A 21,764-nucleotide genomic window follows, 5' to 3' on the forward strand; every position below is an offset into this window, starting at 1 on the left:
AAGTTTCGCGAAGCACTGGCAGGAGGCGTGATGGTCACACGAGGCCAAGACCGCAGCCTGTCGGTGTACCGACTCGAGGACTTCGATGATGTGGCCGAGCGGTTGCGTGAAGCCTCGCGAAACGACCCCGAGGCCAGAGCTTTCCAGCGCTACTTCTTTGCCAGTTCCGACGAACAACGTCCCGATGCTCAAGGGCGGATCTCGCTGTCCGCGGGGCACCGGGAGTACGCCGGACTCGTGAAGGAGTGCGTGGTGATCGGTGGGTTCGATCACCTGGAGATCTGGGACGAACACACATGGAACGAGTATCAAGGCCGACACGAGGAGAATTTCTCGGCGGCGAACTCCACGGCACTGGATTCGCTGCTCTAGTCGGCCCGGTTGCAGGCGGCCGACAGGAACCATCACGAGGCAGGGAGTGCCGATGCGGTGAGGCCTCGGCCCGGAGCGACCCTGGCGTACTTCCCCAACGCCAGGTGCGTGTCCGGACCGGGACCTCTCTGTATCGGCAATACCGAAGGGGGCGCAGGATGACTGAACAGCCCCCGGCCGGGGGTACCGACCACGGCCACATTCCTGTGATGGTTCAGCAGATGATCGACCTTCTGGAGCCCGCGTTGCGCGCCGGTGCCGCCCCCGTCCTGGTCGACGCCACGCTCGGCGCCGGTGGCCACGCCGAACTCGCACTGCGCACGTACCCGCACATCACCGTGATCGGTATCGATCGCGACGAGTCCGCTCTGACGATCTCCCGGGGGCGGCTCGCCCGGTACGGCGACCGTATTTCGTTTCACCACGCACGATTCGATGAACTGCCGGATGTGGTCGCAGCCACCGGGCGGACCCACATCGATGCGGCTCTGTTCGACCTCGGTGTGTCGTCGATGCAGCTCGATCGGCCCGATCGCGGATTCGCCTACGCCGTGGACGCGCCGCTGGACATGCGGATGGACCCGTCGGGCACACTCACCGCAGCCGACGTGCTCAACACCTACTCACACGGTGAACTCGCGCGGGTACTGCACGAGTACGGCGAGGAGCGGTTCGCCGGCAAGATCGCCTCGGCGGTGCTGCGTGAGCGTGAGCGTGAACCGTTCACCAACAGTGCCCGCCTCGTCGCTCTGCTGTACGAGACGATTCCGGCGGCTACGCGCAGGACTGGTGGGCATCCGGCCAAGCGGACATTCCAGGCTCTGCGGATCGAGGTGAACAGCGAACTCACCGCACTCTCGGAGGTCTTGCCCGCGGCGCTCGGACTGCTGCGTGTCGGTGGCCGGGTGGCGGTGATGAGCTATCAGTCACTCGAGGACCGGATCGTCAAGCGCGAGTTCGCAACTCGTACCGCGTCCCGGACCCCGCCCGGACTTCCGGTCGAACTGCCCGGCAGCGGGCCGGAGTTCGCCCTTGTCACGCGAGGGGCGCTCCGCCCCGACGACGACGAACTCCACACCAACCCACGTTCGGCCCCGGTGCGTGTCCGGGTGATCGAGCGGATCGAGGAGAAGGGCTGACCGATGACCCTCCTACACGACGAGGCGACCGGCACGCGAGGTGCCGGCACCGATGCTGCCGCATCGGTGACCACCCGGGCCGGTCGCAGGGCCGGCCGGACGGTGGGCGGTGAGCGGGCGAGCAGGTCCGCGTCGGCGCAGCGGGCGATCGACCGCCGGGCCCGGCGCATCGCCCGCAGCGGTGGCAACACCACACCTCATGCATCTCGCGGCGCCCGGAATCGCCGTGTGCCACTCGTGGTTCCGTTCGTGCTGGTGCTGGTCGCGGGCCTTGGTCTGAGCCTGTGGCTCTCGACCAAGGCGGCGCAGGATTCATACCGGCTCGGCGCGGTACGCAGCGAGAACCAAAAGCTGTCGGACCGGGTCGACACTCTCAAACAGACCTTTGAATCCGGTGATTCGGCTGCGGCGCTCTCCGACAAGGCGGGCAAGCTCGGCATGATCCCCTCGGACAATCCGCCCCGGATGATCGTCGGTGCCGACGGGAAGCGCCGAGTGGTGGGGGAGTTGTCGCCGGCGCAGGGACGGTCTTTGCCCTCCATCAACGCCGCCACCAAGACCGAGGATCCGCTCGCGAAGATCGACAAGACCAAGGTCGATGATTCGAACGGGCTCGGCGACGCCGGAGGCTCCGGACAAGCCCAGAGCGGTCAAACCCCGAGCGGTCAAACCCATAACGGGCAAGACCGGAGCGCGACAGCCGATACGTCGGGTGCGCAGCCGAACTCGCAGTCGCCACCGGTGTCCGCGACATCCACGAACACTCCCGCACCCAACGTCCTGCCGATACCCGCGCCCAATGTCCTGCCGACTGTCCTGCCGACGACAGTGAGCAACCCGCCGGACGGAAATTCGGGGCAGCCGCGTTGATCGGATGGACAATGAATAACCATGACACGAACCACCTCTGATCGGCCCGGTGTCCGATCGGGCGGCGGTCCGCGCAGTGGTTCGGCCGCGAGCCCGGAAGGCCGGTCGGCCAGGGCCGCGGGCGACACCCCCGACCGCGCCGGGTACGGCGGAAACGGGCCAGGTGGCCCGATCGGTCCGGGTCTGGGCGAGAATCCCACGGGCACAGGTGGATTCGCCTTCCGTGCCAAGATGGCCGGCGTCGTCATCGTTCTCGCGGTGATCGTGGTGGCCATTCGGATGGTGTACGTGCATGTGATCGATGCCGGATCCCTGTCGGCCGAAGCCGCCCAGCAGCGTGAGTACACCCAGGTCCTGTCGGCCAAACGTGGCGCCATCATCGACCGCAACGGCCGGCCGATCGCCTACACGGATGAGGCGCGTTCGCTGACGTTCCTGCCCAAGGCGGTGCGTAAGAGCATCGCCGACACCCACGCGAAGGACGCGTCGGCTCCCGATGTCGCCACGCGTCTGGGAGAGATCGCCAAGGGGGTGTCCTCGGCGCTCGGCGGGTCGATCAGTGCGACCGACCTGCTGGCGAAACTCAACAGCCCCAACACCTTTGAGTATCTCGCCAGGTCGGTGAGTCCGGAGGTGAGTGCACGGATCACCGAGGAGTTCCCCGAAGTGGGCGCCGATCCGCAGCCGATCCGGTTGTATCCGGGTGGTTCGCTGGCCGCCAACATCGTCGGCGATGTCGACTATGACGGGCAGGGTCTGCTTGGCCTGGAGGCGTCCCTGGAACCGGTGCTCGGCGGCACCGACGGTTCACGGACCTACGATCGCGGTTCGGACGGGGCGGTGATTCCGGGAAGCACCCGCAATGTGCATCCGGCCATCAATGGCAAAACCGTCCGGCTGACCATCGACTCCGATGTCCAGTGGTACGTGCAGACGGCGGTGGCGCAGGCCAAGAATGCCTCCGGCGCCAAGAACGCGTCGGCCGTGGTGCTGGACGCGCACACCGGTGAGGTGCTCGCGATGGCGAACGACAACACGTTCAATGCCTCCGAGCCGTTGTCGGAACAGCAGCACGCGAACCTCGGAAACCCGTCGGTCACCTCGCCGTTCGAACCCGGATCGGTGGGCAAGCTGGTGACCGCGGCGGCGGCCATCGAGTACGGGCTGACCACTCCCACGACGGTGCACCGGGTGCCGGGGTCCATTCAGCTGGCCGGCGTCACGGTCAACGACGCGTGGGCGCACGGACCGGAGCCCTATACCACCACGGGAATCTTCGGCAAGTCGTCCAACGTCGGAACGCTGATGCTGGCGAAGAAGGTCGGGGAGAAGCGTTTCGCCGACTTGCTGGCCAAGTTCGGTCTCGGGACCCGGACCGGAGTCGGGTTGCCGGGAGAGAGCGCCGGTACCGTCCCTGCGCTGAGCCAGTGGTCAGGAGGGTCGTTCGCCAATCTGCCGATCGGTCAGGGTCTGTCGATGACGCTGCTGCAGATGGCGGCGATGTACCAGGCCATCGCCAACGATGGTGTCAGGATCGCGCCGCGGATCATCGTCGACGAGGGTACCGGCGCCCACAATTCGGCGGGTACCGACGAGACGCGTCCCGAGGGTGTGCGGGTGGTGAGCCCGGCGACGGCAAAGACGGTTCGGGAAATGTTCCGTGCGGTCGTCCAGAACGACCCGATGGGCGTGCAGATGGGTACCGGTACCAAGGCGGCCATTCCCGGGTATCAGGTGTCCGGCAAGACCGGAACGGCCCAGCAGGTGAACCCCGCCTGCGGCTGCTACTCCAACGACGCCTACAACATCACATTCGCGGGCATCGCCCCGGCCGACAAACCGCGGTTCGTGATCGGCATCATGCTCGACAATCCGAAACGGAGCTCGGACGGGTCAGGCGGGCAGTCCGCGGCACCACTGTTCGCCGACATCGCCTCGTGGCTGCTGCAGCGCGACCGGGTGCCGCTGTCGGCGCACCCGGCGCCGCGGCTGGTGTTGCAGGCGGACTAGGACGTGTCTGCCGTATCCACCGGGCCGTCGAGACCGTGCAAAGGGATATGGGAGACACGCCCTAGATGCGTCCGGCCGCTCCGGCTATCGGTATCGTGAGTTGTCCGTCGGCGGAGCCCATGTCCGCCGTACGGTGCGGGTGTGCCGTCGCAGTTCCCCGGCGTGCGGGGTGCGACCATTCCCCAACCCCTGAACCGAATGTCCCCGACCGGAGCATGAGCGCCGGTCCGAGCAACAGCGAGGAGAGGAGATCGCATGGCCTCGACTCGCCGTTCGAGTAAGCAGGGCGACAACCGTGCAGACGGCCCGCGTCGGCCACGGGTGGTGGTGCCGACTGACGTGTCAGTGCTGTCGGCGGCCACGGGCGCGCGTCTGGACCTGATAGGAGCCGGCGGTCACGACGTGCAGGTGACCGGCGTGACTCTGCGAGGTCAGGACGTGCAGCCCGGCGATCTTTTCGCCGCGCTTCCGGGCGCCAACACGCACGGCGCCAGGTTCGCCGCCGACGCGCTCGCCGCAGGTGCCGCCGCGATCCTCACCGACCCTGCGGGCCGCGCGGAGCTGGCCAGGGTACTGCCGCCCGATGCGCGGTGCGCGGTCCTGATCCATCCGGACCCGCGCCGCGTCCTGGGCGCGGTGAGTGCCCGTATATTCGCGCACCCCTCGCAACGCCTGAAGCTGATCGGTATCACCGGGACCTCGGGCAAGACCACCACCGCCTACATGGTGGAGGCGGCGCTGCTGGCTGCGGGCAGGTCCGTCGGCCTGATCGGCACCGTCGAGACCCGGATCAACGGCATTGCCATACCCAGTTCGCTGACCACACCCGAGGCACCCACCCTGCAGGCGGTGCTCGCCGCGATGGTCGAGGACGGGGTGGACACGGTGGTGATGGAGGTGTCCAGTCATGCGCTGGCACTCGGGCGGGTGGACGGCGCTCATTTCGCCATCGGTGCGTTCACCAACCTGTCGCAGGACCACCTGGACTTTCACGACACCATGCAGGCCTACTTCGACGCCAAGGCCAGGCTGTTCGCCGCGGGATCGCCCACCCACGCCTCTCGTGCTGTGATCTGCGTCGACGACGAGTGGGGCAGGCGAATGGCCGAGGTGGCCCGCGGTGCGGCGACGGGGTCGCGGCCGTATCCGGTCACCGTGTCCGCGGGGCCGGCGGATCGGCCTGATGCGCCGGGCCGACGAGCACAGTGGACCGCCGGACGGCCGCGTGTGACTGTGTCGGGTAAGCAGCTCGTGCCGGTGACCGGTCCGCGTGGTGTGGAGTACGAGCTGACTGTTCCGCTGCCGGGTCGCTACAACGTGGCCAACGCGCTGACCGCGCTGGCGATCGTGACGGCGGCGGGAGTCGCGACGCAGGTGGCGATCGACGGGATCGCGGGGACTCGGGTGCCGGGCCGTCTCGAACGAGTGGATCGGGGCCAGGACTTTCTCGCGCTGGTCGACTACGCGCACAAGCCGGGTGCCGTCGAGGCGGTACTGGCCACCTTGCGTGCGCAACTGGATACCGCCGCTGATGGGGTAGGTGGTGCCGACACCGCGGATACGGGCCGCGTTGCGGTGGTACTCGGTGCGGGCGGCGACCGCGATACCGGTAAGCGTGCGCTGATGGGTGCGGCCGCGGCCCGCGGAGCCGAACTGGTGGTCATCACCGACGACAATCCGCGCTCGGAAGAACCTGCCGCGATCAGGACAGCCGTCGTCGCGGGCGCCCGTGCGATCTCCGGTGGCGAGCGGCCGGCCCGGGCGGAGGACATCCGCGAGATCGGGGACCGGCGGGAGGCCATCGCGGCTGCGGTTACGTGGGCGCGACCCGGGGACATCGTCGTCGTCGCGGGCAAGGGGCACGAGACGGGGCAGGAGATCGCCGGGGTGAAGCATCCCTTCGATGACCGTGTCGAACTCGCCTCGGCCCTTGATGCCCTCAATGCCCCTGATGCCCTCAATGCCGGTGCTGAACCGGAGGTGGACCGATGACCGCGATGACGGTGCTGCGTGCCACCGGTTCGGCCGGCGTGGCACAGATCCGGGAACTATTGCGCACCGCCGCCGAGCTTCGGTCACGGGCTCCGGTCTCCGGACCTCCGGGCGTACAGGTCCGGATCTGGGCGATCATCGGCGAGCTCGATCTGCCGGACGGCGCTGCGCAGGCCGCCATGAGCGAGAACGAACGCGTCGTCGAACATGACCTGGTGGGACGCCTCGTGGTGCGCCTGGCGATCGACAAGACGCTGTGCGTCGGCGATTCGCGGTCGGTGCGCGCGTTGTATCAGGGCGCGATCATGGAAGGCTCGTGGGGCGACGAGGTACGGCTGGTGCCCGACGCCGCGCAGGCGCTGACGGTGACGGTCGAGGACGACTCGTGGCGGCCCGCGGCCGGCGACATCGTGGTCCTTGCCGGACCGGACGATCTGGTAGCGGCGGTGGAGCAGTGGCAGACGGTGCTGGGATACGAGTTGGCCTGGGCGGGCGATGATGCGGCCAGGGCCGGTGACAAGTAGATGGAGTACGACGTGACGAGTTGGGTGGGCGATAACTGTCCCGGCCCGGTGCGGCCGGGTGACCGGACGCGACGACTGACGGGCGGTGTGCGGCTGTGACACAGATTCTGATCGCCGGGGGCATCGCGCTGGCGGTGTCGATCCTGCTGACGCCGGTGCTGATCCGCGTCTTCTCCCGGCGCGGGTTCGGTCAGGAGATCCGGGTCGAGGGCCCGCAGAGTCATCAGACCAAACGCGGCACGCCGTCGATGGGTGGCGTCGCCATCATCGCGGCCCTGTGGGCGGGCTACTTCGGCTCGCATCTGGTGGCCTGGGTGACAGATCGGGAGGGTCCGACCGCGTCGGGTCTACTGGTGCTGGGACTGGCCACGGTGCTCGGCGGAGTCGGCTTTCTCGATGACTTCATCAAGATCCGCAAGCACCGCAATCTCGGCCTGAACAAGACATCCAAGTCCGTCGGTCAGTTGGTCGCCGCGATCCTGTTCGGCATTCTGTTGCTGCAATTCCGCAACGATGCCGGCTACGCGCCCGCCAGCACGACGCTCTCGTACGTCCGTGACATCGATGTCATGGAGATGGGCTCGGTCGTCTTCGTGGTGTTCTGCTGGCTCGTCGTCGCGGCCTGGTCCAACGCGGTCAACTTCACCGACGGTCTCGACGGCCTGGCAGCGGGATCGATGGCGATGGTCCTGGGTTCGTACGTGCTGGTTACTTTCTGGCAGTACCGCAACGCCTGCTCGGGCGGACCGAAGACCACCGCCGAGATCACCTCGGGCTGCTATCAGGTGCGTGACCCGCTCGACCTGGCCGTAATCGCCGTCGCGGGCGGCGGTGCCTGTCTGGGATTCCTGTGGTGGAATGCGGCGCCGGCGAAGATCTTCATGGGCGACACCGGATCGCTGGCACTGGGCGGCATGCTGGCCGGCCTGTCCATCACCACTCGCACCGAACTGCTGGCCGTGATCATCGGCGCGCTGTTCGTCGCCGAGATCATGTCGGTGGTCATCCAGATCGCGTTCTTCCGGACGACGGGGCGCCGGGTGTTCCGGATGGCTCCGTTCCACCATCATTTCGAACTCGGTGGCTGGGCGGAGACGACCGTCATCATCAGATTCTGGCTGCTGACCGCCATCGCCTGCGCGCTGGGCCTGTCGCTGTTCTACAGCGAATTCGTCACGGGCGGCTGAGGTGACCGGCGTGCGGGAGACAGCCATCGCGGAGCTGACCGGCGGCGAGGTCGTGGTCGGCGGTGCGGGGGTCGCAGGCTCGTCGGCCGCCCGGCATCTGCTGGCCGCGGGTGTTCCGGTGGTCGTGGCCGACGCCCGATTCGGCGGTGAACACGACGGGGAGGTCCCGGTCGCCGGTGAACTGCGCGCGGCCGGGGCGCGCTGCGTCGGTATCGACGACCTGCTCGCCGACCCGGAGTGGACCGCACGCACCGGTCTGGTCGTCGTGTCACCGGGCTTCGCGCCCGCGCATCCGCTGGTCGTGGCGGCCGCCGATGCCGGCGTGCCGGTGTGGGGTGAGGTGGAACTGGCCTGGCAGATCGACCAGGACGGCTGGTTCGGTGCCCCCCGCACCTGGCTCGTGGTGACCGGAACCAACGGTAAGACCACCACCACCTCGATGCTGGAGACCATTGTGTCCGCCGACGGCAGAGCCGCGGCCGCGTGCGGGAACATCGGCGATCCCGTGCTCGACGTGCTGGCCGTACAGCCGCGGGCCGAGGTGCTGTGTGCCGAGTTGTCCTCGTTCCAACTGCATTGGGCGCCGTCGATCGTGCCGGCCGCGGGTGTGGTTCTCAACGTCGCCGAGGACCACCTCGACTGGCACGGGTCGTTCGCGGCCTATCGCGACGCGAAGGCGGGCGCGCTGACCGGCCGTGTCGGTGTGGTAGGCCTCGACGATGCGGTGGCCTCCGTGATCGAGACCGGACCCGGCACCCGACGTGTCGGGTTCACGCTGGGAGTGCCGGGCGACGGAGAGCTCGGCATCGACGGTGACGTGCTGGTGGACCGTGCGTTCGGTGGTGGCACGTTGTTGCCGGCCGCCGATGTCCGGCCGACGGGTCCGTCGGGCTGGTTGGATGCGCTGGCTGCGGCCGCGCTGGCGCTCGCGGTGGGTGTGGCGCCGTCGTCGGTGACAGCCGGGCTGACCCGCTTCACACCCGCTGCGCATCGCGGTGAGGTGGTGGAGACGATCGACGGGGTCGAGTTCGTCGACGATTCGAAGGCCACCAATCCGCATGCCGCGTGCGCCGCGATCGCCGCGCGGGAACGGGTGGTTCTCATCGCGGGCGGACTGCTCAAGGGCGCGTCGGTCGATGATCTGCTCATCGAGATGCGCGAACGGCTCGCCGGCGTGGTCGCGATCGGGGCCGATCGTGGCATCATCATCGACTCGATCGCACGACACGCCCCAGATGTCCCAGCAGTCACAGTGTTCACAGGTGACGATGGGACGGTGAATGTGCAGCGAATCATCGGCGGTGCCCCGGCGTCTGTGAATCCGGCGTCTGTGAAGTCGGCGTCTGGGGACCCGGGGGAGTCCGATGCGGCGACAGCGTCCGCGGCCGACATGGTGATGCGGCAAGCGGTCGGGGAGGCCTGGCTGCTGGCGGCAGACGCGAACGGCGAGCCCGGCGCCACTCCGGTCGACGCTGTTCTGCTCGCCCCGGCCGCCGCCTCGCTCGACATGTTCTCCGGCTACGGCCGCCGCGGTGATTCGTTCGCCGACGCGGCCCGCCGGCTGCGGGGTACGGACGTATCGGCGTCCCGATGACCGCCGCGTCGTCGGCATCCCGGAGTGTCGGACAGGTCACCTCGGTGGTGTCCGCAGTCCGCGAGGTCGCCGGCGGCCTGTTGAGCAGGCCGCTGGCCTCCTACCACCTCGTCCTCTCGCTGGCCGGCACGCTGACGCTGATCGGCCTGGTGATGATCCTGTCGGCCTCGTCGGTGGAGGGGTATTCCAAGGAGGGGTCGGCCTACGGCCTGTTCACCACGCAGCTGGTGTTCGCTGTCATGGGTGTGGCGGTGTTCGCCGTCACCCTGTGGTTGCCCGTGCGCGTGTTCCGCAGGTTGGCAGCGGTGATGATCACCGTGACGACGATCCTGCTGGTGCTGGTCCTGATTCCGCATATCGGCATCGAGAGCAACGGCGCACGCCGGTGGTTCAACATCGCCGGGCTGTCGGTGCAGCCCTCGGAACTTGTCAAGGTCGCATTGTGCGTATGGGGTGCGCATGTGCTGGCCGCCCGTCGCAGGGAGAATGCGAGCCTCAAGGAACTGCTGATCCCACTGCTGCCGGTGGCCGTGATCATCTGCGTCCTGATCATTCTCGAACCGAACCTGAGCACCACGATCACCATCGCGATCATCGTCGGCGCCCTGCTGTGGTTCGCCGGCCTGCCGATCAAGGTGTTCACGACATTCGCGCTGGTCGGCGGGGTGCTCGCGGTACTGCTGTCGTTCATGGCCGGCTACCGATCGCAGCGCGTCCTGAGCTTCCTCGGGCATATCGACGACCCGCAGGGCGCGGGGTACCAGGCCCGCCAGGCCGGATACGCGCTCGCCAACGGCGGTGTCTTCGGCGAAGGACTCGGCCAGAGCCGTGCCAAGTGGAACTACCTGCCCAATGCGCACAACGACTTCATCTTCGCCATCATCGGCGAGGAACTGGGGCTGCTCGGTGCCCTGATGGTCGTGGGGCTGTTCTGCCTGCTCGCCTACGTCGGATTCCGCATCGCGTCCCGGTCGGTCGATCCGTTCCTGCGGCTGCTGACCTCGACGATCACCGTGCTCATCGTCGCCCAGGCATTCATCAACATCGGCTACGTCATCGGCGTGCTGCCGGTGACCGGCATCCAGCTGCCACTGGTGTCGGCGGGTGGCACCTCGGCGCTGACGGTGCTCGCGATGCTGGGCCTGATGGCCAATGCGGCGCGACACGAACCAGAGGCCGTCGCGGCACTGTCGGTGGGTCGCCGGACGGGGCTTGCGCGCTGGCTGCGTCCGCCCGCACCGGTACCGTACCGGCCCGCGCGAGTTCCGGCTCAACGCGGGCGGTCCTCACGTGGGCCGGATCGGCGCCGTGAGCAGGGACAGGTCCCGTCGGCGCCCGCCAACCGGCCCGCGGCCACCCGCGGTGGGTCGCCTGCCGGCAGGGTCGGTTCGCCGAGATCGGGTGAGCGCGGCGCACCCGCGCGCGGTGGCGTGTACCGGGGGGCGCCGTCGTGGCGGTCCAGGGCCACTGCCGGAAGGGGAACTGCCGGAAGGGGAATTGGGGGCACCGGCACAACCGGCGACGCCGGATGGGAGCGGACCGCGAGACTGCGGATCGACTACCGTACGGGGTACAGCGCCAACCACCGGACCGAACCGGCCCCGCGCACGCATGGCCGGGACCGACGGGGCGGCTCCGCGGGCGGCGGACGCTACTGGGCGTGACCGGTTTACCGGCCAGGCGTCAGTGACACCGGAAATGGAGCGGTACAGCAGTGACGAGTTCGGGAACAGGTCCGGCCGGATCGGGATCGGATGATCACCCCGACGAGGTGAACACACCCGACATCGAAGCGTCCGGTGTCCACGGCCCGGGTGTTCATGGCCCTGGTTTCAAGGGCCGCGGTTTCAAGGGCACCGGTTTCAGCGACACCGGTGTCAACGGACCTGGGGGCCTGTCCGTGGTGGTGGCCGGCGGCGGTACCGCCGGCCACATCGAACCCGCGCTCGCGGTCGCCGATGCCGTTCGCCGGCTCGACCCGTCCGCCGACATCACCGCGCTCGGGACGACTCGCGGACTGGAAACCACCCTGGTTCCCGAACGCGGATTCACCCTAAGGCTGATTCCGCCGGTTCCGCTACCGCGCAAGCTGAACAAGGACCTCGTCCGGCTGCCGCTGCGTGTGGTGCAATCGGTCGCGGCCACCCGGTCCGTGCTCAAGGATGTCGGCGCCGATGTGGTGGTCGGCTTCGGTGGCTACGTGTCGCTACCTGCCTACCTGGCCGCACGACTGCACATCCGCGCCGGGCGGCGGATTCCCATCGTCATTCACGAGGCCAACGCGAGCGCGGGTGTGGCCAACAAGGTCGGCGCACGTTTCGCCGACAAGGTGCTGGCCGCGGTACCCGATTCGGGGCTCGACGACGCGCAGGTGGTCGGGATGCCGGTACGCGGCGTGCTCGCCGAACTCGACCGCGGCGCCTTGCGCGCCCAGGCACGCCAGTACTTCGGCCTGGCCGATGTCCCCACACTGCTCGTTTTCGGCGGCTCGCAGGGTGCGCAGCGCATCAACGACGCCGTCGCCGGAGCTGCCGGCGCGTTGGGCGCTGCCGGGATCGGTGTACTGCACGCCTACGGACCAAAGAACTCGATCGACCCGAAGTCTCCCGACGGCGCGCCGCCGTACCGTGCGGTCGGCTACCTCAAGCGCATGGACCTGGCGTACGCGGCAGCCGACTTGGTGATCTGCCGTTCCGGGGCGATGACCGTGGCGGAGGTGTCGGCAACCGGACTGCCCGCCGTCTACGTGCCGTTGCCGCACGGCAACGGTGAGCAGCGGCTCAATGCCGTGCCGCTGGTGGAGGCCGGCGGCGGGGTGCTCGTCGACGATGCCGAGATGACCACCGACTGGGTGGCCGAGCATGTTCCGGCGATGATGGCGGACAAGGACGCGCTGGCCGCGATGTCGGCGGCCGCGTTGTCGACCGGCCATCGCGACGCGGCCGAGGCCGTCGCGAAGGCCGCGCTGGAGCTGGCCCGGAGTCGGCGATGACAGCGCACGGCACGGCTCCGCAACGGCCACTTCCCGAGCTGCTCAGGCGTGTCCACATGGTGGGTATCGGCGGCGCCGGAATGTCGGGACTGGCCCGCATCCTGTTGGCCAGGGGCGGCCAGGTGTCGGGATCGGACGCCAAGAACAGCCGCGCCATACTCGGGCTGCGGACCAGGGGCGCACGTGTGCAGATCGGGCACGATCCCTCTGCCCTCGACCAGCTGCCAGGTGGCCCGACTGCCGTCGTCACCACCTATGCCGCCATTCCCAAGACCAATCCGGAACTCGTCGCGGCGCGTTCGCGCGGCGTCCCGGTGTTGTTGCGGCCGGTGGTGCTCGCCGAACTGATGGCCGGTTTTCGGACGTTGCTGATCGCCGGGACACACGGCAAGACGTCAACGACGTCGATGTCGGTGGTGGCGCTCCAGCATTGTGGGCTCGACCCGTCGTTCGCGGTGGGCGGGGAGCTCAACGAGTCCGGCACCAACGCGAACCACGGCACCGGCGAGGTGTTCGTGGCCGAGGCCGACGAGAGCGATGGTTCGCTGCTCGAGTACCGGCCCGACGTCGTCGTCGTGACCAATATCGAGGCCGATCACCTCGACCATTTCGGCACGCGCGAGGCGTACGTCGAGGTCTTCGACAGGTTTACCGAGTGCATCGCCGACAACGGCACGTTGGTCGTCTGCCTCGACGACCCGGGGTCGGCGGCTTTGGCGGGGCGCTGCCATGAGGCGCTCGCCCTACGGGGTGTTGATGTGGTGGGTTACGGCGAAGGCGTGCACGCGGCGCTGGCGACGGACGTTCCCAACGTCGCAGTCCTGCAGCTGTACACACCGCGGATCGCGGGTGGGGCGGCACAGGTGCGGTTCGCGGGCCAGATCACCGGGGGTGAGCCCGAGACCATGCCGGTGTCCGTGACCTTGCCCGGAAAGCATATGGCACTCAACGGAATCGGTGCGGTGCTCGGTTGTGTGCGGGCCGGTGGCGAACTCGCCGAGGTTCTGGAGGGGATCGCTGCCTTCGGCGGCGTGCACCGGCGGTTCGAGGTGCGTGGCGTGGTGGGTGATGTGGCCGTCGTCGACGATTACGCGCATCACCCCACGGAGGTCCGGGCTGTGCTCACCGCCGCGCGTGACGTGGTGACCGCGGCCGCGCGGGAGGGTAAGCCGGCCGGTCGGGTCATCGCGGTGTTCCAGCCCCATCTGTATTCGCGGACTGTCGAGTTCGCCCACGAGTTCGCCGCTGCGCTCGACCTCGCCGACGTGGTCTTCGTGGCGGACGTCTACGGCGCCCGCGAGGCTCCTCAACCCGGCGTCAGTGGTGCCACGATCAGTGAATTACTCACTGTGCCAGGACAATTCGTTGCAGACCTGTCCGTGTTGCCGTCGGTGGTCGCCGGGGAGGTGCGGCCGGGTGACATCGTCCTGACGATCGGTGCGGGAGACATCACCATGCAGGGCCCCGAGATCGTCACCGCGCTCGCCGGCCGTGGCGACGATCCGGACGCACGGGCGGGGGAGCCGGCGGGATGACCGGCCGCACGCGTTCGCGGCGGCGGGGATTGATCTGGACGGTGCTCGCCGTCGTGGTGGTGGTCGCCGGAAGCCTCGTCGCGTACTACACGCCGCTGATGTCGGTGCGCACGACCGAGGTCAGCGGGAACCGGGTCGTACCCGAGAGCAGAATCCTGACGGTCGCCGATGTGGCGTCCGGGACGCCGCTGCTTCAGGTCGACACGGCGGCCGTGGCCCGGCGGGTCGCGGCGATCGAATCGGTGGAGTCGGCCCGTGTGCAGCGTTCCTATCCGTCGGCCTTGACGATCACCGTTGTCGAACGGCGGCCCGTCGTGCGCGTGATCGACGGGCGGAACACTCGGATCCTGGACCGGCTGGGCGTCGCCTACCTGACATACGCGGACGGGGAGAAGGTGCCCGCGCAACTGGCGTCTTTGCCGCGGCTCACCACCGCCCACCCGGGTCCGACCGACCCGACCACCAAGGCCGCGGTGTCCGTGGTCGCCGGTCTGCCCGTGTACCTCAGCAGGAAACTGCTGTCGGTCAACGCGACCTCCCCTGTCGATATCGAGCTGACCCTGACGGGTGACCGCAGGGTGATCTGGGGTGACAGCGAGAGGGGAGACGACAAGGCCAGGGCGCTGAAGAACTTGTTGACGCGTAGCGGAACTCTCTATAACGTGTCGAGCCCTGACTTTCCCGCCTTCACGTGACGGAGGTCTCAGGCAGGCGCGTCTCCGGCGTCCGACATGGCGAAATGTGTGTCGCCGACGTGAATTCACCGAGTAACTTCGCGACACGCCGCACATTAGCTGGCTCATCGGCGTCCGCGTGCCTAGCGTCTTGACCAACACGGAACTACTTGACATAACTCTAAGTCTATGGTTGAGGTTTAGGGTTGAGGTCAGGGTCGGTTGAGAGGCTGTCGCAACCTTCGCCGTCGGGGAGTCGTCTCGCCCGTCGCCGAAGGCCACCGGAAGCCGTCTCGCCGGCAAGAAGTCTCCGTACGCAGCTGCAGGCATTTACACCGATGAGGAAGGCGATGGATATGACGCCACCGCACAACTACCTGGCCGTGATCAAGGTCGTCGGCATCGGCGGCGGCGGTGTCAATGCCGTCAACCGAATGATCGAACAAGGACTCAAGGGAGTTGAGTTCATCGCGATCAACACCGATGCCCAGGCGCTTTTGATGAGTGACGCCGACGTCAAGCTCGACGTCGGCCGCGATTCGACCCGCGGCCTCGGTGCGGGCGCCGACCCGGAGGTCGGCCGCCGGGCGGCGGAGGACGCGCGCGACGAGATCGAGGAACTTCTCAAGGGCGCGGACATGGTGTTCGTGACCGCGGGCGAGGGCGGTGGCACGGGAACGGGCGGCGCGCCCGTTGTCGCGCAGATCGCCCGCAAGCTCGGAGCGCTGACCGTCGGTGTCGTCACACGTCCCTTCTCCTTCGAGGGCAAGCGCCGCGGCAACCAGGCCGAGAACGGCATCGTCGCGCTGCGAGAGTCCTGCGACACCCTCATCGTGATCCCCAACGACCGCCTGCTGCAGCTCGGTGACGCCCAGGTGACTCTGATGGACGCGTTCCGCAGCGCCGACGAGGTGCTGCTCAACGGTGTTCAGGGCATCACCGACCTCATCACCACCCCCGGTCTCATCAACGTCGACTTCGCCGACGTCAAGGGCGTCATGAGCGATGCCGGCAGCGCGCTGATGGGCATCGGTTCGGCCAGAGGAGAGGACCGGGCCCGCAAAGCCGCCGAGTCCGCGATCAACTCGCCGCTGCTGGAAGCGTCGATGGAGGGTGCCCGCGGTGTCCTGATCTCGATCGCCGGTGGTAGTGACCTGGGCCTGTTCGAGATCCACAATGCCGCCACGCAGGTGCAGGAGGCCGCGCACGAAGAGGCCAACATCATCTTCGGCACCGTGATCGACGACAACCTCGGCGACGAGGTCCGGGTCACCGTGATCGCGGCCGGGTTCGAGGGCGGTCCGCGTACGCGCACCGAAGTCCCCGCCATCCCCGCCAAGACCACGACACCCACCACCGCACGTACCGGGGTGGTCGGGTCGGGTCAGGCCGGCAGCGTCGGCCGGGCCGCGGCGAACGATCCGCTGTTCGGCAAGGTGTCCGCGTCGGGAGGCGATCCATTCGCCGCCCGTGAGGAAGCGCCCCGGGCCAACAGCGTGCGGATCGATGACGACGACGTCGACGTGCCGTCGTTCATGAAGCGCTGAGGCCTGCCGGGGTTCCGATCATGAACGGCAGGTCCGGATCGACGACAGCGACGGGGCCGGTGTGCTCCGCGCCCGGTCGCGTCACCGTTCGGCGTGTCGTCACCACCCGCGCCGGAGGAGTCTCACAGCCACCGTACGACTCCTTCAACCTCGGTGACCACGTCGGCGACGATCCTGCGGCGGTAGCCGCGAACAGGCGGCGCCTGGCAGAGGGGATCGGTCTGCCCCCGGCCTCGCTGGTGTGGATGGAACAGATACACAGCAGGAACGTATCGGTCGTCGACGGACCGGTGGCCGAGGCTGTCCCCGCCACCGATGCCATGGTCACCGCGACTCCCGGACTGGCCCTGGTCGTCCTGACCGCGGACTGTGTACCGGTACTGCTTGCCGACGACGAGGCGGGCGTGGTGGCAGCGGTTCATGCGGGCCGTGTAGGCGCCCGGATCGGCATCGTGGGAGAGGTCCTGCGCACGATGATCGGGCTCGGTGCGCGGCCCGAACGTATCGGCGCGCTGCTCGGTCCGGCCGCCTCCGGGGAACGCTACGAGGTGCCGGCGGTGATGCAGCAGGATGTCGAGGCACACCTGCCCGGCAGCGCGTGCACCACCGTCGCGAACACACCCGGTCTCGACATCCGCGAGGGTATCCGTCGGCAACTTCTCGCGGCCGGTGTCGGCGCCGTGGCCGTCGATCCGCGTTGCACCATCGCTGATCCCACGCTGTTCAGCCACCGTAGAGGCGCACCGACGGGCCGACTCGCCTCGGTCATCTGGATGGAAGGTCTGCGTGTCGGTCCCGGATTCGCTGATGCTGTGACGCTAACCTCTCACTAATCACATCGGTCACATGAGAATCACTAAGCACTGTGACAACAGCTTTCACCTGGTGCGCAACGATCGGAGACCCCCAATGACCACAATGCAGAAGTTCAAGGCATATTTCGGCATGGTGCCTCCGAGCGATTACGAAGACGACTATCTCGAGGAGCCGGGCTCCTCGCTGCGTGCCGCCCGTGACCGCGGATACCGCGACGACTACGACGCCGACTACCGTGAGCCGGACTACCGGGAGACCGATTACCGGGACGCCGACTACAGGGACACCGACTATCGGGACGCCGACTACAGGGATGCCGAGTACCGGGATACCGAGTACCGCAGCGCCGGATTCGCCGACAGCCCGCGTGAGTCCGACTACAGCTACGACGAAGGCCGTCGTTACGACGACCGCAACTACGAGAAGGCCGAACACGCCTATACGGGAGGACGGCCCATCAACGAGCACACCGAGCGCCCGCGGCAACCCGCGCGACTCGAACCACTCCAGCGCAGCACCGCCGCCCCGCTGCGGGCCGCGAACACCCGGCCAGGGTCGGGCGGCGACCAACAGGAACTCGGCCGCATCTTCGCCGACGGACCGCTGCACAAGATCACGACGCTGCGCCCGGCCGACTACAGCGAGGCCCGCATCATCGGTGAACGCTACCGTGACGGCAGCCCGGTCATCATGGACCTGGTCAACATGAGCAACGACGATGCCAAGCGACTCGTCGACTTCGCGGCAGGTCTTGCCTTCGCGCTGCGCGGTTCCTTCGACAAAGTCGCGACCAAGGTGTTCCTGCTCTCACCCGCCGACGTCGACGTCACCCCCGAAGACCGCCGCAAGATCGCCGAGACCGGGTTCTACAACAACAAGTAGGTCTGCCGGCAGCCGAACCCCGCAAAATAGGCCCCAACTCCGCAAAATGGGCACCGCATTGGTGCCTTCGAAAACCGATCAGGCAACCTGGTGATGTGACGACCTTCCTTCTGGTTCTCTACTACATCCTGTTCGTGTACTGGCTGCTGCTCCTGGCTCGGCTCGTCGTGGAGCTGGTGCGCTCCTTCGCTCGCGAGTGGCGGCCCACCGGTATCGCGGTGGTGATCATCGAAGCGGTCTTCACCGCCACCGATCCGCCGATCAAACTTCTGCGGCGACTGATCCCACCGATCCCGCTCGGCCCTGTGCGTCTGGACCTCTCGCTCATGATCGTGATGATCGTGGTGATCGTCGCGATGCGAATCGCGCAGGGCGCCGCGAACTCCTCGGGGGCGGCACTCGCGCTCGCGCTCTGAAGGGTGGTCGGGCGCCCGGCCGTGGCGTGAGCAAACAAACCACCCGCGGAGAAACTGGGAATTGAACGCCACAGATGTCATGATTGAATCACCGTTGTATTGCGAGACTGCATCGATCCCGTGTGACAGATGGGGTGAATGTGGTAGCGCGGAACCACAGTGACAAATTTTGACTGGTATGAATCACTAGTAGTGTCAAACTGTAGCGGTGGTGTGTGTCGGAGGTGTAGCCCAACAGGGTTAGCTCCTGCGGGTCGCCCACCCCGTGGCCCGGACTCCGATAGCCTGGACCACTAGAATATCGAGATACCTACGACCGAACTCGAGACCAGAAGCGGCCTCGAGATGAGAATGAGGGGAACCGACATGCGGCTGACACCAGCTGATGTGCACAACGTCGCGTTCAGTAAACCGCCGATCGGTAAGCGCGGCTACAACGAGGACGAGGTCGATCAGTTCCTCGATTTCGTCGAGACCGAACTGGCCCGGCTGATCGAGGAGAACTCCGACCTCAAACAGCGGGTCGAGGAGCTCGAGGCCGACCTCGCCAACGGCGGTGCGTCCACCGACCGGTCGGGTGGCGACGCGACGACCACGCTGCTCAAGGTGGCTGCCCCCGCACCCGTCGCAGAGGTTCCCGCAGTCGGCGACCAGGACGCAAGCCTGCGTGCGGCCAAGGTTCTCGCGCTTGCCCAGGACACCGCGGATCGTGTTGCCGGCAGTGCGCGCGCCGAGGCCGACTCGTTGCTCGGGGACGCGCGTTCGCGTTCCGACGCCATGGTCAACGAGGCGCAGACCAAAGCCGATGCGCTCCTCGGCGACGCGCGTCAGCGCTCTGAGGCGATCCTCGCCGACTCGCAGACCCGGTCCGAGACCCAGGTTCGCCAGGCACAGGAGCGAGCCGATGCCCTCCAGGCCGACGCCGAGCGCAAGCATTCGGAGATCATGGGCACGATCAACCAGCAGCGCACTGTTCTCGAAGGCCGTATCGAGCAGCTCAAGACGTTCGAACGCGAATACCGCACGCGCCTCAAGACCTATCTCGAATCTCAGCTCGAAGAGCTGCAGCAGCGGGGCAGTGCCGCTCCGGTGGAAAGCGGTTACCCGGCCGAGCAGCAGAACGCGGGTGGATACCCCGCCGGCTACACGGGCTGACCGGGAAGACGGGGTAAGGCATACATCGTGCTCGCATTGGCACTGGGCGCCACACTTGTCGCATTCGTCCTGCTGGTTCTGGGACTTGTCACCGGCACGGTCTGGCTCGCCATCAGTTGCATCGTCGTGTGCTTGGCGGGTCTGGGCTTCCTGATGGCAGACGTGGTCGGATCCGCGCGTCGTGCGCCGGCTCGTAGCGTCGAGCAGATGGTCGGGGGAGCTTCCTCGGCCGGGCGGCGTGCAGGGGCCACGACCCCTCTCGCCGACGACAGCAGATCCGGCGACGAGGCGATCAATACCGGCGGCACCACGGTCCGTCAGCCGTCCGGCGTCCAGCGTGGTGCGGCGCGATCGGGCGCCATGCCCGCATTGCCGACCGGGGCACAGGCCCTGCCGACTGCGGCACCCGCCTGGAATGACGCGGTCGCCTCGGGTCCCCGGGCGTTTGTCGGCGTCGAAGAGCCGGCCGCGCGCGAATCCGGGGTACCGGCGTCGGGGCCGGGGAATGCCTCTACACAGCGACTCGGAGCGCCCACGGCCGGACCTTCCGTCGGGGCGACCGGTCAGACCGCGATTCCCTCGGGTATGGGGCCGGCCAAGCAGCTGGAGGTCGCGAATTACTCACAGCCCGCGGCCACACCCGTTCCGCCGGTGAGTCGCCCGGCCGGTGGCTATGACGACTACCTCAGGTCGGTCGGTGGTTTGCCGGAGACCCCTCCGCAGCGACCTGCGCCGCCGCAGCGGCCCGCACCAGGAGATACAGGCACACAGCGTCCGCAGCCGGGCCGCTCCGAACCGTGGACCGGTCAGTTGCCGTCGGGTCGCGCACCACAGCAGCCTCGTCAGCAGTACAAGCCGCCCACCGGGCCGCAGGCGCAGTTCGGTGCGGTCGCAGGACCGAGTGCCGACTCCCAGGAGACCCCGCGGCCCTGGACCCCGTCCGTTCTGCCCGCCCGGCCGGGACAGACCGCCGCCGGAGCATCCGGTACGACGCCGCCGGTCACCGGCCGTCGCCGCAAGATCGACCCGCTCGATCCCGAATGGCGTCCGGGTACCTGATCGGGGCCGGAGAACAACCGAACCACCAGAAAACCGATTGTGTGGCGTTGCGTAGGCAGCGCTACACTGTCGTTTGCGCATGCACCATTGTGTGCAGGTGCGTCGCATTGATCCGGCCATCACCGGGGAGCACCTGGAAGAACGGGACCGATGACATCGGTTCTCACTAGACCCAGGCGGGCAGCGGCCCGTCACAGCCGCAGGAGTGTGCGTCCACCCCGGATGCGCACACCGTAGAGAGGCGTCGCACCAGCGGCGCAAGCGGGGTGGTACCGCGCCGCGGTGTCGAAGACGACACCGATGCGTCCCCGTGCGAGCACTTTCGAGAAGTTCAGCACTTCGAGAGTTCAGCACGAGGAGACACCGTGACCGAATCCCCTGAACCGGGTACCACCGGGCGCACCTACCCGCTCGTCGATCTCACCGGCGGCACCGGCCGCACGGCCCCGAGCTTTCCCGACGTGGAGAAGCTCGTCCTCGACTACTGGCAGGCCGACAGCACTTTCCAGGCATCCGTCGACAACCGCGCCGACGCCGACGAATTCGTGTTCTACGACGGACCTCCCTTCGCCAACGGACTGCCACACTATGGGCACCTGCTCACCGGATACGTCAAGGACGTCGTGCCGCGCTACCAGACCTTGCGCGGCAAGAAGGTGGAGCGCCGGTTCGGCTGGGACACCCACGGCCTACCCGCCGAACTCGAAGCCGAACGTCAGCTCGGCATCACCGACAAGTCCGAGATCGAGACGATGGGCGTGGAGAAGTTCAACGACTTCTGCCGCGATTCGGTGCTGCGCTACACCGGTGAATGGCGCAACTATGTGACGCGTCAGGCCCGTTGGGTCGACTTCGACAACGACTACAAGACACTTGATCTGGACTTCATGGAGTCGGTGATGTGGGCGTTCAAACGCCTGCACGACAAGGGTCTGATCTACCAGGGCTACCGGGTGCTGCCGTACTCCTGGTACGAGCAGACTCCGCTGAGCAACCAGGA

At 67.6% G+C, this 21,764-nt stretch carries 19 protein-coding genes; all 19 read left to right on the forward strand.

Annotated elements, in window-relative coordinates:
- Nucleotides 1-372: division/cell wall cluster transcriptional repressor MraZ (locus tag Q0627_RS19125; RefSeq protein ID WP_298811965.1), on the forward strand; the 372-nt coding region annotated here is incomplete at its 5' end.
- Between the two features lie 158 nt (nt 373-530).
- Entirely contained in the window at nt 531-1,511 is a 981-nt protein-coding gene (rsmH, locus tag Q0627_RS19130; RefSeq protein WP_291012985.1) for a 16S rRNA (cytosine(1402)-N(4))-methyltransferase RsmH, read from the forward strand.
- 3 nt (nt 1,512-1,514) lie between these two features.
- Entirely contained in the window at nt 1,515-2,381 is an 867-nt protein-coding gene (locus tag Q0627_RS19135; RefSeq protein WP_291012988.1) for a hypothetical protein, read from the forward strand.
- A 21-nt stretch (nt 2,382-2,402) separates the two neighbouring features.
- Nucleotides 2,403-4,391, forward strand: coding sequence for a penicillin-binding protein 2 (locus Q0627_RS19140; protein WP_291012991.1), 1,989 nt, complete (start codon nt 2,403-2,405; stop codon nt 4,389-4,391).
- Nucleotides 4,392-4,646: 255 nt separating this feature from the next.
- On the forward strand, nt 4,647-6,383 hold the full coding sequence (locus Q0627_RS19145; RefSeq protein ID WP_298811969.1) for a UDP-N-acetylmuramoyl-L-alanyl-D-glutamate--2,6-diaminopimelate ligase: 1,737 nt from the start codon (nt 4,647-4,649) through the stop codon (nt 6,381-6,383).
- On the forward strand, nt 6,380-6,907 hold the full coding sequence (locus Q0627_RS19150; RefSeq protein WP_291012997.1) for a UDP-N-acetylmuramoyl-tripeptide--D-alanyl-D-alanine ligase: 528 nt from the start codon (nt 6,380-6,382) through the stop codon (nt 6,905-6,907). The genes Q0627_RS19145 and Q0627_RS19150 overlap by 4 nt, the downstream gene beginning before the upstream one ends.
- A gap of 95 nt (nt 6,908-7,002) precedes the next feature.
- Entirely contained in the window at nt 7,003-8,094 is a 1,092-nt protein-coding gene (mraY, locus tag Q0627_RS19155) for a phospho-N-acetylmuramoyl-pentapeptide-transferase (RefSeq protein ID WP_291012999.1), read from the forward strand.
- Nucleotides 8,095-8,104: 10 nt separating this feature from the next.
- On the forward strand, nt 8,105-9,688 hold the full coding sequence (murD, locus tag Q0627_RS19160; RefSeq protein WP_291013001.1) for a UDP-N-acetylmuramoyl-L-alanine--D-glutamate ligase: 1,584 nt from the start codon (nt 8,105-8,107) through the stop codon (nt 9,686-9,688).
- Nucleotides 9,685-11,352: a putative lipid II flippase FtsW gene (ftsW, locus tag Q0627_RS19165; RefSeq protein WP_291013004.1), complete on the forward strand. Its 1,668-nt coding sequence runs from the start codon at nt 9,685-9,687 to the stop codon at nt 11,350-11,352. Before murD ends, ftsW begins: the two co-directional genes overlap by 4 nt.
- Nucleotides 11,353-11,582: 230 nt before the next feature.
- Nucleotides 11,583-12,680 (forward strand): undecaprenyldiphospho-muramoylpentapeptide beta-N-acetylglucosaminyltransferase, encoded by a 1,098-nt coding sequence (gene murG / locus Q0627_RS19170; protein ID WP_291013038.1) that lies wholly within the window; start codon nt 11,583-11,585, stop codon nt 12,678-12,680.
- Complete coding sequence (murC, locus tag Q0627_RS19175; RefSeq protein WP_291013007.1) at nt 12,677-14,215, forward strand: UDP-N-acetylmuramate--L-alanine ligase; 1,539 nt, start codon at nt 12,677-12,679, stop codon at nt 14,213-14,215. The genes murG and murC overlap by 4 nt, the downstream gene beginning before the upstream one ends.
- Nucleotides 14,212-14,910: a cell division protein FtsQ/DivIB gene (locus Q0627_RS19180; protein WP_291013009.1), complete on the forward strand. Its 699-nt coding sequence runs from the start codon at nt 14,212-14,214 to the stop codon at nt 14,908-14,910. Before murC ends, Q0627_RS19180 begins: the two co-directional genes overlap by 4 nt.
- A 335-nt stretch (nt 14,911-15,245) precedes the next feature.
- Nucleotides 15,246-16,436 carry a cell division protein FtsZ gene (gene ftsZ / locus Q0627_RS19185; RefSeq protein ID WP_291013011.1) on the forward strand — a complete coding sequence of 397 codons (1,191 nt, stop codon included), beginning with the start codon at nt 15,246-15,248 and terminating at the stop codon, nt 16,434-16,436.
- A gap of 20 nt (nt 16,437-16,456) precedes the next feature.
- On the forward strand, nt 16,457-17,269 hold the full coding sequence (gene pgeF / locus Q0627_RS19190) for a peptidoglycan editing factor PgeF (RefSeq protein WP_291013014.1): 813 nt from the start codon (nt 16,457-16,459) through the stop codon (nt 17,267-17,269).
- A gap of 76 nt (nt 17,270-17,345) precedes the next feature.
- Complete coding sequence (locus Q0627_RS19195) at nt 17,346-18,134, forward strand: cell division protein SepF (protein ID WP_298811976.1); 789 nt, start codon at nt 17,346-17,348, stop codon at nt 18,132-18,134.
- A 95-nt stretch (nt 18,135-18,229) separates the two neighbouring features.
- On the forward strand, nt 18,230-18,550 hold the full coding sequence (locus tag Q0627_RS19200) for a YggT family protein (protein ID WP_291020029.1): 321 nt from the start codon (nt 18,230-18,232) through the stop codon (nt 18,548-18,550).
- Nucleotides 18,551-18,916: 366 nt separating this feature from the next.
- Complete coding sequence (locus Q0627_RS19205) at nt 18,917-19,705, forward strand: DivIVA domain-containing protein (protein ID WP_291020032.1); 789 nt, start codon at nt 18,917-18,919, stop codon at nt 19,703-19,705.
- 27 nt (nt 19,706-19,732) lie between these two features.
- Nucleotides 19,733-20,764 carry a hypothetical protein gene (locus Q0627_RS19210; RefSeq protein WP_291020034.1) on the forward strand — a complete coding sequence of 344 codons (1,032 nt, stop codon included), beginning with the start codon at nt 19,733-19,735 and terminating at the stop codon, nt 20,762-20,764.
- A gap of 365 nt (nt 20,765-21,129) precedes the next feature.
- Nucleotides 21,130-21,764, forward strand: a 635-nt coding sequence (locus tag Q0627_RS19215) for a class I tRNA ligase family protein (protein WP_298811979.1), incomplete at its 3' end; no start/stop codon positions are given.

Source organism: uncultured Gordonia sp. (genome assembly GCF_937858515.1).
GTDB lineage: Bacteria > Actinomycetota > Actinomycetes > Mycobacteriales > Mycobacteriaceae > Gordonia.